Origin of the sequence: Heyndrickxia oleronia (assembly GCF_017809215.1) — a bacterium.
GTDB classification, from domain to species: Bacteria; Bacillota; Bacilli; order Bacillales; family Bacillaceae_C; genus Heyndrickxia; species Heyndrickxia oleronia.
The window spans coordinates 2,850,641-2,866,271 of the sequence record NZ_CP065424.1; the positions used below are offsets into that span (position 1 = coordinate 2,850,641).

At 31.1% G+C, this 15,631-nt stretch carries 19 protein-coding genes; 3 read left to right on the top strand and 16 right to left on the bottom strand.

Translation table 11 applies throughout. The annotated features are described in order from the left end of the window. Window positions 1–194 precede the first annotated feature (194 nt). The 12 genes from I5818_RS14305 to I5818_RS14360 form a co-directional block, all read right to left on the bottom strand. A complete protein-coding gene (locus I5818_RS14305; protein ID WP_078111213.1) occupies window positions 195–644 on the bottom strand; it encodes a DinB family protein in 450 nt (149 codons plus the stop codon). Window positions 645–743: 99 nt separating this feature from the next. Next, the gene (locus tag I5818_RS14310; RefSeq protein ID WP_078111212.1) at window positions 744–1,601 is read right to left on the bottom strand and encodes a DinB family protein; all 858 of its coding nucleotides are present in this window, start codon (window positions 1,599–1,601) and stop codon (window positions 744–746) included. 508 nt (window positions 1,602–2,109) lie between these two features. After that, the gene (locus tag I5818_RS14315; protein WP_078111211.1) at window positions 2,110–2,991 is read right to left on the bottom strand and encodes a class I SAM-dependent methyltransferase; all 882 of its coding nucleotides are present in this window, start codon (window positions 2,989–2,991) and stop codon (window positions 2,110–2,112) included. 58 nt (window positions 2,992–3,049) lie between these two features. Then, a complete protein-coding gene (locus I5818_RS14320) occupies window positions 3,050–3,604 on the bottom strand; it encodes a DUF5412 family protein (protein WP_058003969.1) in 555 nt (184 codons plus the stop codon). Between the two features lie 209 nt (window positions 3,605–3,813). Beyond that, window positions 3,814–4,155: a DUF3147 family protein gene (locus tag I5818_RS14325; protein WP_078111048.1), complete on the bottom strand. Its 342-nt coding sequence runs from the start codon at window positions 4,153–4,155 to the stop codon at window positions 3,814–3,816. Then, entirely contained in the window at window positions 4,156–4,554 is a 399-nt protein-coding gene (locus I5818_RS14330; RefSeq protein WP_058003967.1) for a MarR family winged helix-turn-helix transcriptional regulator, read from the bottom strand. It abuts the gene before it with no gap. A 255-nt stretch (window positions 4,555–4,809) separates the two neighbouring features. Beyond that, entirely contained in the window at window positions 4,810–5,184 is a 375-nt protein-coding gene (locus I5818_RS14335; RefSeq protein WP_058003966.1) for a VOC family protein, read from the bottom strand. 48 nt (window positions 5,185–5,232) lie between these two features. Then, window positions 5,233–5,853 (bottom strand): hypothetical protein, encoded by a 621-nt coding sequence (locus I5818_RS14340; protein ID WP_209391768.1) that lies wholly within the window; start codon window positions 5,851–5,853, stop codon window positions 5,233–5,235. A gap of 94 nt (window positions 5,854–5,947) precedes the next feature. Next, a complete protein-coding gene (locus tag I5818_RS14345) occupies window positions 5,948–6,193 on the bottom strand; it encodes a hypothetical protein (RefSeq protein WP_071975737.1) in 246 nt (81 codons plus the stop codon). Window positions 6,194–6,235: 42 nt separating this feature from the next. Then, entirely contained in the window at window positions 6,236–7,120 is an 885-nt protein-coding gene (locus I5818_RS14350; protein ID WP_078110954.1) for a serine/threonine protein kinase, read from the bottom strand. A 57-nt stretch (window positions 7,121–7,177) separates the two neighbouring features. Further along, window positions 7,178–7,996 (bottom strand): class I SAM-dependent methyltransferase, encoded by an 819-nt coding sequence (locus I5818_RS14355; RefSeq protein ID WP_078110955.1) that lies wholly within the window; start codon window positions 7,994–7,996, stop codon window positions 7,178–7,180. Window positions 7,997–8,039: 43 nt separating this feature from the next. Continuing rightward, window positions 8,040–8,621 carry a GNAT family N-acetyltransferase gene (locus I5818_RS14360; RefSeq protein ID WP_078110956.1) on the bottom strand — a complete coding sequence of 194 codons (582 nt, stop codon included), beginning with the start codon at window positions 8,619–8,621 and terminating at the stop codon, window positions 8,040–8,042. Between the two features lie 229 nt (window positions 8,622–8,850). Between I5818_RS14360 and I5818_RS14365 the strand changes: the two genes are divergently transcribed. Further along, window positions 8,851–9,465, top strand: coding sequence for a TetR/AcrR family transcriptional regulator (locus tag I5818_RS14365; RefSeq protein WP_078111452.1), 615 nt, complete (start codon window positions 8,851–8,853; stop codon window positions 9,463–9,465). A gap of 228 nt (window positions 9,466–9,693) precedes the next feature. Here the strand turns inward: I5818_RS14365 and I5818_RS14370 are convergent, their stop codons facing one another. The 3 genes from I5818_RS14370 to I5818_RS14380 all read right to left on the bottom strand — a co-directional run bounded on the left by I5818_RS14370 (window position 9,694) and on the right by I5818_RS14380 (window position 12,260). Continuing rightward, complete coding sequence (locus I5818_RS14370) at window positions 9,694–10,440, bottom strand: SDR family NAD(P)-dependent oxidoreductase (RefSeq protein WP_078111453.1); 747 nt, start codon at window positions 10,438–10,440, stop codon at window positions 9,694–9,696. Window positions 10,441–10,783: 343 nt separating this feature from the next. Next, window positions 10,784–11,290, bottom strand: coding sequence for a GNAT family N-acetyltransferase (locus I5818_RS14375; RefSeq protein ID WP_078110199.1), 507 nt, complete (start codon window positions 11,288–11,290; stop codon window positions 10,784–10,786). A 70-nt stretch (window positions 11,291–11,360) separates the two neighbouring features. After that, the gene (locus I5818_RS14380) at window positions 11,361–12,260 is read right to left on the bottom strand and encodes a phosphotransferase (RefSeq protein ID WP_209391769.1); all 900 of its coding nucleotides are present in this window, start codon (window positions 12,258–12,260) and stop codon (window positions 11,361–11,363) included. A gap of 194 nt (window positions 12,261–12,454) precedes the next feature. Between I5818_RS14380 and I5818_RS14385 the strand changes: the two genes are divergently transcribed. After that, a complete protein-coding gene (locus I5818_RS14385) occupies window positions 12,455–13,009 on the top strand; it encodes a cysteine hydrolase family protein (protein ID WP_078110197.1) in 555 nt (184 codons plus the stop codon). 6 nt (window positions 13,010–13,015) lie between these two features. Here the strand turns inward: I5818_RS14385 and I5818_RS14390 are convergent, their stop codons facing one another. Beyond that, window positions 13,016–13,930 carry a DMT family transporter gene (locus I5818_RS14390; RefSeq protein WP_078110196.1) on the bottom strand — a complete coding sequence of 305 codons (915 nt, stop codon included), beginning with the start codon at window positions 13,928–13,930 and terminating at the stop codon, window positions 13,016–13,018. A 107-nt stretch (window positions 13,931–14,037) separates the two neighbouring features. Here I5818_RS14390 and I5818_RS14395 point away from each other — a divergent pair, with 107 nt between their 5' ends. After that, window positions 14,038–15,450, top strand: coding sequence for an aminotransferase-like domain-containing protein (locus I5818_RS14395; protein ID WP_078110195.1), 1,413 nt, complete (start codon window positions 14,038–14,040; stop codon window positions 15,448–15,450). The last annotated feature ends 181 nt before the right edge of the window (window positions 15,451–15,631 follow it).

Below are 15,631 nucleotides of genomic sequence, written 5' to 3' on the forward strand. Positions count from 1 at the left end.
TATTATATATTGCGGTTAAAAAAGGGCTATTACTTTATTCGAAGCCTTACATTTCCCATCGGATGATATTTTTGTAGTGTTGAGTGTAAATTATTTTTATTTCATTCATCTACACAAGAAATCAATTTTTCACATATACATGTTACCTGAACGAAATTGAACATTTAAATTAATAGAGGCATTGTTCAAAAAAATTATCTATCATATATTCCTCTTCCAATTAAATTGGAAGAAACAGGTACAGCCCCCATTTCTCTAGCCCATATTGATAATTGACCGATATGATGGATTTCATGAGCGATAACATGATGGATCACCTCACCATAGGTAAATTCATCCAATTTATGATTCTCTATATCATTGGACCAGTTTTGAATGTATTCTTCAACCTCAGGTCGACATTTTATAGATAATTCTCTTATAGATTTAAGAGACGGATAATCATTAAAATTATAATGAAACTCAGTTTTTCCTTTTAATCCTCTAATCCATGCCTGCTCAACATCAACAATATGAAATAAATTACGTAAAATACTTCCTCTACCCCCTACTCGCGTGCATTGAAGTTCATCAACAGAAATTTTTGCACACCAATTAAACCATTCATCTCTTACTTGCCAATTATACTGAAACAACTTCAACATTTTAATGATCACTCCCGGAAAATTTAATATCCATCGTATTTTTATTTTCTTAAGTGTAGAATTAGTAAGATGCAAGAATAATAGCTACGCAATAAATGATCATTTTTTATGAACAATTCTTGTTTCCCATATTTGTTGTATATGCCCACGAGCATGCCCAGCAACCATTTTTATCATATTTCTTACTTCTTCTTTACTACTACCATTTACTAAAACGCTCCTATTTAGTGCATCTGGAATTTCTTCACAGAGCTCCAGCACATGTTCCCTAAGATATCGAAATAACATAATTGTTTTATTAACTTTTCTTGTACGATAATTCGTTCCTAACTCCCATAAATTAGGATCATATGGGTTTCTAATATAATCACGTCCAGATTCTGCTAATGCAAATTTAATTTTATGTAGTGTTGTGATATCTGAATCAATCAAATGAAATATTGTTTGTCTAATGGACCATTTCCCTTTTGCTCGAACCAAATCAAAGTCTTTTTCATTCAAACCACGAATCGAATCTTCTAACATTTGTATACCATTTCTATATAATTCAAGTATTTCATTATCTGGTAGAAAAAGCTCCTCCCAAAGGGAAAGAATATAACCATCTGGATCTGTTATAAATAGCGTCTGGCCAAATCCTTCTTCAATGATAAGTTCAACCTTTAGCTGGTTAATCTTTTTTAAACGAAGATACAAATTCTCTATATCCTTTGTTACTATGTAAAACTTCCCTTTAGGTAAAGGCTCAGAAAATATTTTTTCCAGATATGGAGAACAGTCTAAATCTTTTTTTTCTGTGATAATGGCTATTGGTTCACCATTCGATAAATTTAATCTAGCAATCCGTTTGTTCACATCTTTCCAATCACTATACCATCCAACAACATCAGAATAAAACTTTACTGTCTGGTCTAGATTTTTCACTCTTAATAATAAATTAGGCTTCTGTCTTTCCATAGCTTAAAAGATCTCCCTTCTGCGAATTCTACTCTCAAATTGAACATACCAGCATCAAAACATTCTTTTATTATATTTATATTTTTCATTCGAGATATTGAAGACAGAGATTAGATATTATGTATGAAAAACAAATCTTTTAATATGTATTCTTGGTAATTGAGAGAATCCCCTTCTTGTAGATATTATTACGTGGTGACTAGTAATTATGATTTCACAATAAAAATGCATTTTCTCTATGTTCATGATGAGAAAATGCTCCTATACAAAATAAAACTTATTTTTTTAAATAAAAATGCTGTAAATTCCTACCTGCATTATCTTTACTTCAAGAAACACACTATTAAAACCTCATATAATTAAACTAATTGATACATGAGAATATCATCCACATATTCATCCTCTTCATTATTGTACCAATACGAATAATGAATCTAATTGTATCATTTTAACTTGATATTTTTATCCTTCTAAGAAATAGCCTCCATTTGATTGACTATTAGGAAAACTAAATATATTTAACCTCTCCAAACGTTATTCTCATAAGAGCTGCATAGGTTAGTAAGGAATCTTCATTAAACGTCTGGGAAAAGAAGAATTCCGCATTAAACTGATTCTCTGCTTCATTAATTGTTAATCCTCGTTTAATCAATCCGTCAATATATGCTTCTTTATCAAGAGGTTTCGCACCTATACCGTCCTCCTTCAATGAAAAAAACAATTTATCTTTCGCTTCTTGTTTCATATCTGGATAAAGTACATTTACTTTATCACTAATTCTGCATTGAATATTTTCCACACCTAGTTCGGATAAATAGAGTGGTATTTTTGCTCCAATATTCCCATCTTTTCTATCTTGTTTCGCATCATTTTCAAATAACTTTTGCAGTGAGCCTAGCTGAATCATTTGTGATTGATCAAATCCATCAATATAAAACGATGCCATATTGGAAATCCAATGCGGTTCGAAACAGATGATTTTTCCTTTATCAGCTAATGAATGAACCATTTTTTGTAACATTCTTTTTGGGTTTGCTATATGTAAAAGAAATGCATGACAAACAGCCATATCATACTTCTTCTCCAATTCAATATTATTCATATCTGCAACAATAAATTCTGTTTCATATGGCAATGGCTTAAAAAGTTCTCTAGCCTCTTTAATAAGCTGTTCCCCTTTATCTATTCCAGTATATCTTGAACCTTCTGGTAATAAGGGGAGTAGTTTAAGCCCTAAGTATCCAAAACCACAACCAAAATCTATGATATTTACTGGTTCTGTAATCCTCCAAATGGATTTGACTAAAAACTCTAGGTAATCGTCATTATAATATAAATCTCTTGTTCTCTTTAAATATTCTATCTGACTATCCCAATAATACTCCGACATTTATTTCCTCCTATCTTATTTATCAAAGTTAAATGTTTAAAATAACATTTATAATGAATTAATTATGATAACAGGTTTCAAACTCAGTCTTCATCAGTAAACTACGACAGGCCAATCCGTTTTCATGATAAATTTCTTTACCAATTTTCAATTTTATACTTCGATCTGAATTCGGATACCCACGCTCTTTATTGACAATAAGTAGAGTATCATCATCTATCCAATTAATCGAAAAATCACTTTTGGCATCACTATAATAAACGGTCTTTATTTTATTTTTCTCCTCTTTAAAAGTGATATTTACCCATATGTTTACGCCTCCTGCGGCACCACCATACGTCATGTAATACGCATTGGCTACGTATTTTTCAGATGGAGAAATGACAGGTCCTTTAAAAAATTCCCCTTTCAGATTACCGAAAGTAAAAAAATAATTTGAATACAAAATTAGACAAGTAACTACTACTATACTAGATAAAAAAATAGTAAAAAGTCTTATCGGAAACGGTTTCTTTTTTATAAGATTGCCGATGGCTAGAAAACAAAAGGTAATAAAAATAAGAAGAGTAAGGAGAGCCGTTAAAAAGATATAAAAAGGTAAATAGATATGCATGTAATTTCACCTATTATAGAAAAAAACGATTAGATTATAAGATCTCTTATACAGTTTATTTAATCAATTCGCTAGATGGATATAAAAACCCTTTTCTTAGAGTAAATTCACTAGAAGTTTATTTTCCTATTAATATCTTTTTCATGACTATAATTGTTTTATAACTCTCCATTATGAATTTTCCAGCCAATTGACTATGAGTAAATGTACTACGAAGCAAATGCCTTCATGATCAAATTTTGTAGAAGAAGAAACAACCCCCATGCAATGATTCCTAATAAAATTGCTATTACTAAATGAATTGAATACTTTAATCCAAAATAAATCACCAATAACATTACAGCAGTTGCAGGTAAACCCACTAGTACTCCCCATGCAAATTGACTAACATTGTGATTAGGCGTTCCTTGTAGAGTTAACCAGATAATACTTAAGATGCTAATTAACGGCAAGGCAGCAACGATCCCACCATATACTGGGAAGCGTCTTGCCACTTCTGTTACGACACCAATTATGACTGCTGAAGAAGCAATTTTTAACAATAAATACATTTATTTTGATACCTCACTTAATAATTTAAATCCTTCAATTACCTTTGCTCGTTCAGTAGCCGTTAATTTGCTAAGTACTATTCGGAGCTTATTATCATCTAACTCTGTATGCTTTTTTACAATGGATGAGCCAATATCTGTTAAATGTAAAAATACTTTTCGTTGATCATTCTCAGACCTTTCTTTATATAACCAGCCATTTCTCACTAACTTCTTTACATGTTCAGAAGCAGTATTGTGTGAAATCATTAATTCATTTGCAATATCACGAATCATCATATTTTTCTTCTTTTGAACCATTTGTAATATACGGATACTTTGATGGGAAATGTTTTCTTCTTGAACTGGGTGTAAATTAAAATATATATCTGTAAAGTAGTTATTTAAATCTTGTATCATATTTTTCTCCTTTTTTATATCGTTTCTATCGATTATATCGTATAAAACGATATAATTATAATTTAATTTCGTAATTAAATAATGCCTTTTCCACTTTTATTGATATCCATCATGTCAAAATAAAAAATGCGATACTTTATTAAGTACCGCATTAGGTATAGTTTAGATTGTATTTTAATACACATATTTGTTTTCTAGTATTTATATTTCGATTTATGCCAACTTTTCCTTTTCAGTTACTAAATTAAAATATCATTAACCCGTACAAATCATGATGATATTCCCATCTGGATCACAAATGTTAAAATAGGCAAAATCATCAAAACTAACAATCTCCGATTGTATTTGATACCCCAGTTTCTGAACAAAATCATAGGACTGATGGATGTCATCTGTATGAAAATTAAACAACGGGTTTTCAGAAGGACGTATTTCCTTTATGACATCAGATGGTCCCGCATCTAATGTTAGCCCAGTATGATGATTCAGCTTAATATTGTAAACGGGTCTAGAAACCTCCGCTAAATTAAATTTTTGATTGAGTAATTGACAGTACCAGGTAACGGACCTTTTTAAATTACTGACATGTACAAAAATGGTATTAATTTCATTTTTTATCGGACTATTCATTATCAACACTACTCCTTCGAATTGAATTATTTCATATTCTCAAAAATATCATTTGATATATTTAAAGGATTCAATCATTTCAGTAATTTCCTGTTCAGAAAATTTTCCTTTTCTTTCCTTATCATATTGAGTAATATCTATTAGATAGGTAATTTTCGTCTCACGATCTTTCCATATGATATGTTGATTAAAATCATAATCAATATACTCTGCAAAACTTCCATCTTTTATATGAATCTTTTTAATATCTGTTGGTTCTCCATAGACTGTCTCAACATTCATAGGCTGCGCTAAAATGGATAGTTTAATTTCATCTCCTAAAAAAATCTGCTCAAAGTTTACTTCCTTATATGGCAGTCTTGTCATATCTCTCGATGCTTTTTCTTCATCATTAAGTGTTGTTTTTGTTACACTTTTTCCTACTCTATAAACTATATCGTGCAATTCCGCTTCAGCTTTATGCACTTTAAACGGAAGTTTTGAAGGCGTTTTTAATAATTCCACTAATTTTGGAGGAGCTTTTTTTATAATATTATCAATACTATTTGTTTTTTCTATGTTTTCACTAATTGCTTCTTCTTTTTCAACTATTCTATTGTTTGAATAGATATATAATCCTACTGCAATTACCAGTATTACCCCAATAATTATCAAACTCTTCTTATACATTATGTTTCACCCTTCAAGTTTTGAGTTTTAATAATAATTTGCACAAAATAGAGAAACGATGTTAGCAGTTACTTATCAATTTATTAGCAAGTTCTTACCAATAGATGAAATTAATAATCAACACCAATAAAATAATTATGCAAATACCACTAAACAAAAAATAGGCTAAATATCTAATTCCTTTTGGAAACTTACTAATGTCAAAACTATTTCTTTTTATCACACCTCCAGCTTCGATCTTCTGTAAATTTTCTACCGGTGAATATAAATCTTCTTCGTTCCAGCCTGTATTTGCTTGGTCAGCTGATTGTGTTTCATGAATATTCTTAATCTTAAACACACCCTTTTTTTGGTCTGTAAAAGTGTTTCCATAATAATGGATTTAATTTAAAGCTTTTTGCCATGCTTCGTAAAATTCTTTTAATGTAGAATAACGATCATCCCTATTTTTTTCAGTAGCTCTTATTGCAACCTCATATAATTTTTCACCAGCTTCCCACTTTGAAAATGAGTGATCCATTTCTCCCCCAACTAACCCGAATGCCATGGCCCCCATTGTGAACACATTCGTTTTTGAATCAATGGGTTCACCAAGAATAAACTCTTCTGGGGCCTTGGATCTTACTGCACCCCAATAATCTTTTCCAATCTCATTGATAATTGGTGATTTACGATAAAAATCGATATCACAAATTTTCATTCGATTATCTTTAAAATCATATAAAATACTTCCATCATAAAAATCTACAGCAACAAATCCTTTTGCTTCAACGAAAACATGAAAAGAATAAATCATATTGAGAACATTTAACCGTTTATTAATATCAAGATGTTTAAAACGGTAAAACGGAGAGTGAGGATTTATGTATTTTTCTTTTCCACCAAAAGACCAATGTGAGTGTAAACATTCACCCTCAAACCATTCAAATATAACTGCATATCCATTATTAATATAAAAATGATCAATCATTTGAGTTAAATATGGATGTTTTAGTTGCTCATAGACTGGAATTGCTTTTAATAAGCGATCAATTGCATCCTCTGGATTTCCGAAATAATCAATTGGTTTCGCTCCTGCGTATTTTACAAAGAATTTTTGATTATTTTTAGCCAACCCGAATCCAATATTTCCTGAATCTTGTTGATCAAATACACAAAAAACTTCTCCAATTTCCTTTAACCAACTAAAATCATGCACCTCTTGTAATTGAAAACTAACCTTGTCAATTGTTAGATCAATTACTTTCTGTCGTTCTTCATTCTTCATTATTTTCATCCTCCACAATTTACGAGCATATTTATAATTTATAGAGAATTTTATACTTTATTGAAGTGGTCTGGAAAGACCTTCATTCTTAATCCCTAGCTTGATTGATATGTTCAGGCTTTCTTTAAATACACCTTCTTTATTAATAGCTAGTAATGTTTCTTTCACTTCGTTTTCAAATCCTTCTACATGATCCTTAAGAAAACGTTTTAAACCGAAAGATGTCGAATAATGGTTTCCAAGTATTGCATCTATCGTCCAAGTAATTTCAAATGGTGGTAAATCTTCTATTTCAAGTTTGAATTTTGAATTAGCAAGTCTTTCTTCATGACTAATGGAAGGATGCGAATAAATCGTTTTTCCAGCCCTTCTTTCTTTGCCGTACCATTTTTCTATAACTTGATTGAATTGTTCCTGCCATCGTGTCGGTTTTTTATTAGATTCATAATGATCTATGATGGCAACTCCTCCATTATCAGTAACTAGTTCATACAATTCATCTAGAACGCTAACACGATCCATCCAATGAAAGGCCTTTGCTATGATTACGAGATTGAACTTTTCATTAAATTCAGACTTATATTTTTCTAAATTTCCTTCATACCAATGGATATTATTTACTCTCATTTCATTTTGCAGACGTTTTGCTTCTTCTAGCATTTCTCGTTCTAAATCAATTCCAACAATTTTCCTACACCAGTCAGAAAATCTCAACGTGAGCTGTCCAGTACCACAGCCTAAATCAAGTAACTGCTGCTCTCCGTTCAATGAAAATTTTCTAATCAAATATCTAATTAAAGAAGGTGGATACATAGGTCGATATTTTGAATAGTACTGTGCTGCCCCTTTAAATAATTCTTTGCCATATTGATTCAAATTTTTCTCTCCTCCAAGATTACGCTTTCATTTTATAACGATCTCAATGAAGATCATTTTGGCAAGCTGAACTTTCAAACTCACTCGCTAATGCCTCCATATAGATAATATCCCATTTTTGACCACGCGAGAAATGTGCCTGTCTTCTACGACCACATCTTATAAACCCAGCTTTTTCATATGCTCTTATCGCATTTTTATTAAACTCAAATACTTTTAAAAAAATATTATGTAAACCTAATGTTTGGAATGAATAATCGAGAACCAGTTTTGCTACTTCTGTTCCATAACCTTTCCCTCTGCTATCTTTTTCACCGATAACTATATTGAATTCTGCAGTGCGATTTTTATAATTTATATCTGATAAAAATGTATTACCTATTGGTTGTAAGGTATGTTTCTCGTAAATGGTAAAAAATAGGAAATTTTTATTTTGGGATATTTGTTTAAATGCGGCTATTTCTTCTTCTAAAATAACAGGTCCAGTGGTTGCAAGAGTTTTTGTCGTTTGAAAATCGTTATTCCATCGATTATATAAAGGGACTAAATCACTTCTTAATGGTCCAAGTGAAACTAATTTACCTGAAAAATTTATATTTATTTCTTTGCTTTTTATATTTTCCAATTAATTAACAACTCCTTTCTTTTCATTGATTCGACTAAAAGATTCATTTCACCTCTATTTCATTTATAGAATCATCCAAGAATATAAAACAAACATTAGATCAGTACTGAATAAGTTTTATTCCTTTACAGTGTTTATTAAGATAAGTAAAGGATACTTTTCATTCAATATGACAAATGATAAACTAGATAGGAAATTTAAATAAAAGAATCTGTAAAGGAAAGTATTTATGCCCACAGAAAAAAAAGATCCCCGTGCTGTACGTACACAACGTTTATTGAAGCAAGCTTTTATTGAATTAATGGAAGAGAAGAAATTTGATCAAATTACTGTGCAAGATATCTCAGATCGTGCAACGGTAAAACGTGTTACCTTCTATCTTCATTATAAAGATAAATATGATTTAATGTATCAATGTATTGATGAAACCTTAAATGAACTACATGATAAGGTAAATGAAAAAGTATCATTTATAGGTAACTTTGATTTTCTAGATGAACAACCACATCCCAGCTTTGTTCAATTATTCCATCAAGTTAGTGAAAATTATCCTTTTTATAATGCACTACTGGTAAAAAACCGAATCCCTTATTTAACTTCTAGGTTATTGGAAATTATTCATGAATTTGTATCAGAAGGGATTAATCAAATTGAACCTAATGATGAGAATCTCACAGCGAATCGAAGCCTGATTATTAAATATGTTGAATCTGCTTTTTTAGAGGTTATTATTTGGTGGATAGAGAGTGGGATGCATTTGTCTGAGAGTGAAATGGCCTTCCAACTAATGAATCTTTCTATTAAAGGTCCATATATTCATAATCCATTGAAAAATAAATCATAATCAGGAATAAAATTAATTTGTTTAAAAAGTCGGCCACTTTCTTATATCTTGTTTTTCAGATTGTTTTCAGCTGACCTTGAACACTTATTCATGCTTTAAGCTACATTATTCATTTTTAAAATCAATGCAAAATAAAAGGGGCAGACCCCACGATACCATCTTAAAGTTTTGTGGTATTTCGTGTGATCCTAGACCCCATAAAGATATTCACTATTATACTCAGAATGCTTATATTGCTGTCCAACCACCATCAATAACTAATTCAGCACCAGTCATGAATCGTGATTCATCAGATGCAAGGAATAGTACTCCATAAGCTACATCTTCTGGTTGTCCAAAATAAGGGAGCTGTGTGAATGTTTTATAAAATGGTAATGCATCTTTAAACGATTCTGCCGTCATTGGTGTTTCAATGATTCCAGGATGGACGGAATTTACTCGTATTTTATCTTTTCCATATTCCACTGCTGCAGATTTTGTTAAAGAACGTAAAGCACCTTTTGCCGCAGTATATGGGCTAGAACCTGCCATTCCAACAATTCCACCAATTGAAGAAATATTAATTAAAGAACCTCCGCCTGCTTTTTGCATTTCTGGAATGACATATTTCATCCCAATTACACAGCCGTTTAAGTTAATATCCATCACTTTATTCCATTCATCCATTTCCATCTGTGCCATTGTTTTTGGACTAGCAATTCCAGCATTATTAACTAATATATCCACTTTTCCATAATGATCAATAGTTGTTTGAATTACCTTTTTCCACTCTTCTTCTGAAATAACATTATGTTTTAGACCGATAGCATCTCCGCCATTTGCCTTAATTTCATTTACTACTTCCTGTAGAACATCATCCTTTATATCAGTAGCAACTACTTTTGCTCCTTCCTTTGCAAAGAGCTTAGCTTCAGCTGCTCCCATTCCTAATGCGGCCCCCGTAATAATTGCAACTTTTCCTGATAAACGTCCCACTATAATCATCCTTTCCATTTAATCATGATATAAAACTTCTAAAGTTGAAAACTCAATACCTAGGATAATGCCATTATACATATTTATATCTTTTTTGTGAAGTTATTTACATCATGTAAATAAAGTTCAACATTTAAAAATTACATCTGACTCTTATGTTTGAAAATAAAAAAATCCATCTTGCTATGAGAGTAAGCAAAATAGATTTTTTTCTGTCGATATAAATTTTTATATAGGTATAACCATATTTACGGTTTCTCTTTAATAACCCAAAAAACAATTTGGTCCATTTACTAATGACGGTATAATCAATTATTATATGCCAATTTTTCCTTGTAACTAATTATTCAACTTTTTCATTATGGTGTATTAAATCCAACCATTTAATTAATACCAGTTCATCTCGAATGGGAATCCCATTATCCGCTACAAGAGGGATCTCAGGTTTCATTTTTCTTGCTAAATCTACAGCATCAACTAATAGTTCAGCTAATTGATAGCCTCTTTTTTGATAAAACGCCAGTGCGTGTACATTATCATTAGTGGTAACCAATTTAATTTTACTAACATTATTTTTCTTTGCTAGATTTTCCACCTCTTGTATTAATTTAGAACCTATCCCCTTATTTTCAACTAAACTATCTAGTGATATTATTTCACATTCAGACTGATCCATTATGTAAGTGATTAAACCTATAATTCTATTATTTTCATCTAATACGGCAAATCCATCTAATTCATCACATTGAAAGATCCCACTTGATATAACCATTTGCGGGCTACCCCAATTTTTAGAAAAAAATTCAGTGATCATCTCTTTAGCAAGTTTACGAATTTGAACTACAATCATTTATACTCCCTCAATCATATGATATGTTTATAGATGTAATTTTTTATTAAAGTCAAATAGTCTTTCAAATTTACCTCTTTTTTTTAATATGATCCATTAGTATGCCATCAAGTTTATTTCTTTGATGCATTATTTTTTCCAGTAACTCTTGAGTCGCTTGATTGATCCCTTTATTTATTATTAAAGCTAACATACCTCTAATAAACCAAAGATTTAGGTTCTCCCTAAGAATGGACCAATCAAAATCGTTAAATTTTTTTAAATAACCATTTCTGAATTCATTTATATTAGTAATGATTTGATAGTCCTCATCATTCATTTTCAAAGTTGAAGAAAGAATAGCAGCAATATCAAAATGATTATTACCCTTTCTCACCTCGCCAAAATCTATTAAATATATTTTATTTTTATTGATTAATAGATTCCAGATTCCTAAATTGCTATGGATATAACAATTACTTTTATGCTTATAGTTGAAACACTCATTTATTAATTCCACTAATTGCTTCTTTATTTTCATTTCTATAGATTGAATGGAATGTTCAACTTCCTTCCATAAACGATTTAATAAAAATCGATCTTCTTGCTCATAAATTCCTTTAATATCTACCGCTTCAGAGTGGAAAAATGCGATTGTTTCACCTAGTATAGAAAAATTTATTTCTTCAATTTTTATCGGATAATGTTCAATATATCTCTGTAAATTATAAATTCCACTGTTTTTAATTACAAATGGAAGATTATTTTTTGATAATAAAATCTCAGAAGTAATTTGATGCTTTAATAATTTCTTAGAAATAAGATATTCCGTAATTGCTTGTTTCTTATCTTTAATTTTTCTTAAAATATACTTATCTTGTGAAGTATTAATCAGTTTTGCATTGGATGTATTACCTTGGTTCATGTTAGAAGCACTCAGAATCTTCCCAATAGAATATTCATTTAAAATGGTAAAATCTTCTCTACCCATCTCTACCTCCGCAACTTAATTTGGGATATTGTAATACTTGCCGTCACTAATATAGTAATTATTTTTCAAAGTAGTAACTATCGCTACTATTATCATTTTCTTTCATATTATATATATGACTTTTTACTATTTTAGAAGGGATATTTGCCAAAATATCGAATCCCAAATGTAATCTACAAAAGGAGTGTTTGATAATGAAGAAAACTGCATTACTAATTATAGATGTACAAAATGCCATGTTCGACGATTCTAATCCTATATACGATGGAGAACAACTTCTCAATAATATTCAATACCTACTAAATCAAGCACGGTCTTCTAGCATTCCAATCTTTTATGTTCAGCATAATGATGAGGAATTCATAACCGGAACTCCTCCATGGGAAATTCATCCGTCTATTGCCCCCAAAAAGGGTGAAATAATCATACAAAAGCAAACACCGGATTCATTTCACCATACTGAGCTTCATCAAATGCTTCAAGCTCAACAGATCGATGACCTTGTTATTGCTGGAAATCAAACAGAGTATTGTGTAGATACAACATGTCGTCATGCAGTTAGTCTCGGATATAATGTTACACTTGTAAGGGATGCTCATCGAACATGGGATTCAAATACGCTAAGTGCCAAGCAAATTATTGATCATCACAATGAAGTGTTGGGAAATGCTTTTGTCTCGCTTAGAGCAACAATAGAAATTCAATTTAACAATAATGAAAATATAAAGATTAACCCCCGCTACATATAGATGGGGTCAGCTTTCACGAGGACTGGAACTTCGCTTCCCTACTAATGTAAGCAATGTATCAAAATTAATAAGAATGATTCCTAGCATAATGGTCAGCGCACCAAGTCCAGTTATCCACGAAAAATATTCCGAATAAAGGAACACTCCGAGTATAACAGCAATTAGTGGAGATATATATAGCCATGTAGAAGGAAAAATAGAATTCGTTTTAGAAACCAACCAATAATATAGACTATGTCCAGCAATTGAACCAAAAATAATTAAATACACTAAAGAAATGATTGAAGATGATGAGATTTGATTATTATCAATGTTTTCTGTAAAAAGCGATAAGATAAATAGTAAGATTCCTCCATGCATCATCTGTGTTGCGTTTAAAGCAATCGGTGATGCATGTTTATATTTCTGAACGACGTGCTTTGTATAAATGGTTCCTAGTGCATAAAACATTGCACTCACAAGTATCATACAACAACCAATGAACCACATTGAACTAATTTTAATAACAAAATTAGGCAGGAGTAAGATCATTACTCCGATAATTCCAACCAAACATCCTATAAACACCTTCAAATTTTCTTTTTTCTTAAAAAAAATTGTCTGAAATAATATAATCAATATTGGACTTGTTGCAGACAAAACTGCGGCAATCCCTGAAGTTACAAACTGTTCTGCCCAATATAATGGAGCAAACGTACCAAAGGTTAATCCTACACTTGTGATAAACATCTCCTTTTGGAAAAACAACCGCATCCTCGCTTTTCCTTTCATCACCATATAGAGAAATAGAAGTAGTCCAGCAATAAAAAAGCGAACTCCTGCAGAAAAAAATGGGGACAACCCTTCATCAATCCCTATTTTTATTGCTAAAAATGTGGTACCAAAAATTAAGCACATGAACATATAATTAACTAATATCATAATATCCCTCCCTGTTTCTATCTTAAACGAGAAGCAATAGAACAGATTGGAGTAAATAGAACAGATGAGACTTATTCATGATAAAATCAAAGTAAGGGGGGATTTAATTGGTAAAAGGGGTTCGAAATGTTGAATTTCTCTTTGAGCAAATATATCAATACGTTCTACGTAAAATTGAACAAAAAGTGTGGAACGAACATCATAAGCTTCCATCTATCCGACAATTGGCAAAAGAAATGAATGTCCATCGATTAACTGTTCATAAAGCTTATCAATTATTAAAAAAAAATGAAGTGATTTACGTAAAAGATAAAATAGGATATTATGTCCAATCAAATGGAACAAAGCAAACCGAAAACTTAGAAAATCCAATTGTTTCTTCTTATGTGCGAAAAAATCATTTAAGTGAAATTCATCAAGTTCCAGTAACTTATAATTTTTCTCAAGCATTAATCGATCCAAATCTTCTTCCAAACCATTTCTTATCGGATTATGTAAAGAAGGTATTTGACCTTTACCCTAAGGTTCTTTCATCCTATTCTACTGTGCAAGGTGATTTAGAACTAAGAGAATCATTGACAAAGTACTTTATTAACCAATACAAAAAACATATTGATGCAACTGAGTTGTTAATAACCTCTGGTTCACAACAGGCTATTCATATAATCGCAGAAGCCTTTGTCAAAGCAAAAGATATTATATTATTAGAAAGACCTAGCTATAGCCCTGCCATTGATATTTTTATAGAGAAAGGGGCCAAAATTATTAGTGTCGATATCCATTCCAATGGATATGACTTAGATCAAGTAGAATACTTGATGAAACATTATAAACCACGTTTATTTTATTTAAATCCGACTTTTCATAATCCTACTGGCTATACTGTACCTAATAGCCAACGTAAACAGTTAGTTGAATTGGCTGAGAAATATCGTTGTTTATTAGTAGAGGATGACGTTTATCATGATATTTATTTTGTAGGAAAACCACCGCCTCCCATTTACACATACGATACAGTTGGAACTGTCATATATGTACGGAGCTTTTGTAAATATATATCTCCTGGTTTAAGAATTGCAGCTATTATTTGTCATTCTTCCCTTTTGCAATCTCTCATGATTGTAAAATCATTAACTGATAATGGCTCACCCCTTCTTAACCAAAAAATATTTTTGCATTATTTTTCTTCAAAGCGGATGCAGCAGCATTTAGAGAAATTACGCATCGCCATCTCTATCCGAAAAGAAATCATGGAAGAAAAACTAAGCGTAACAAATTGGCAATGGACTAGTCCAAATGGCGGCCTAAATTTGTGGGTACGACTACCTCAGCATATTTCTATTGAAAAGTTATTAACCAAATGTTTCGAGCACTCTATCTCTTTTGTACCCGGACAAATTTGTGATCCGCTAAAACAACAAACCTCGTGGATACGGTTAAGTTATTCCTATATTAATGAGCATCAACTACGGGATGGATTAAAATCTTTTGTAGAAGTCGTAGAATCACTTGAAGAATAATAAGGATTTCATAAAATATCCCTTTTTTCATAAAGTTAAGTAATAGTCATTCAAGCAACCTGCTTCGAATAGTCAATCCATATTTATACTAAAGGGTATCAACTTTTTTAAATATTGGCTATTCAGCTAACTCTTCAGAAATTTTAATTGCTAGCTTATTTTTTTATATAATGCTACAAAG

Bases quoted from the DNA above. Each gene is read 5' to 3' on its own strand.
- I5818_RS14305 (WP_078111213.1), bottom strand. From the start codon at position 644: ATGTTGAAGTTGTTTCAGTATAATTGGCAAGTAAGAGATGAATGGTTT.
- I5818_RS14310 (WP_078111212.1), bottom strand. From the start codon at position 1,601: ATGGAAAGACAGAAGCCTAATTTATTATTAAGAGTGAAAAATCTAGAC.
- I5818_RS14315 (WP_078111211.1), bottom strand. From the start codon at position 2,991: ATGTCGGAGTATTATTGGGATAGTCAGATAGAATATTTAAAGAGAACA.
- I5818_RS14320 (WP_058003969.1), bottom strand. From the start codon at position 3,604: ATGCATATCTATTTACCTTTTTATATCTTTTTAACGGCTCTCCTTACT.
- I5818_RS14325 (WP_078111048.1), bottom strand. From the start codon at position 4,155: ATGTATTTATTGTTAAAAATTGCTTCTTCAGCAGTCATAATTGGTGTC.
- I5818_RS14330 (WP_058003967.1), bottom strand. From the start codon at position 4,554: ATGATACAAGATTTAAATAACTACTTTACAGATATATATTTTAATTTA.
- I5818_RS14335 (WP_058003966.1), bottom strand. From the start codon at position 5,184: ATGAATAGTCCGATAAAAAATGAAATTAATACCATTTTTGTACATGTC.
- I5818_RS14340 (WP_209391768.1), bottom strand. From the start codon at position 5,853: ATGTATAAGAAGAGTTTGATAATTATTGGGGTAATACTGGTAATTGCA.
- I5818_RS14350 (WP_078110954.1), bottom strand. From the start codon at position 7,120: ATGAAGAATGAAGAACGACAGAAAGTAATTGATCTAACAATTGACAAG.
- I5818_RS14365 (WP_078111452.1), top strand. From the start codon at position 8,851: ATGCCCACAGAAAAAAAAGATCCCCGTGCTGTACGTACACAACGTTTA.
- I5818_RS14375 (WP_078110199.1), bottom strand. From the start codon at position 11,290: ATGATTGTAGTTCAAATTCGTAAACTTGCTAAAGAGATGATCACTGAA.
- I5818_RS14380 (WP_209391769.1), bottom strand. From the start codon at position 12,260: ATGGGTAGAGAAGATTTTACCATTTTAAATGAATATTCTATTGGGAAG.
- I5818_RS14385 (WP_078110197.1), top strand. From the start codon at position 12,455: ATGAAGAAAACTGCATTACTAATTATAGATGTACAAAATGCCATGTTC.
- I5818_RS14390 (WP_078110196.1), bottom strand. From the start codon at position 13,930: ATGATATTAGTTAATTATATGTTCATGTGCTTAATTTTTGGTACCACA.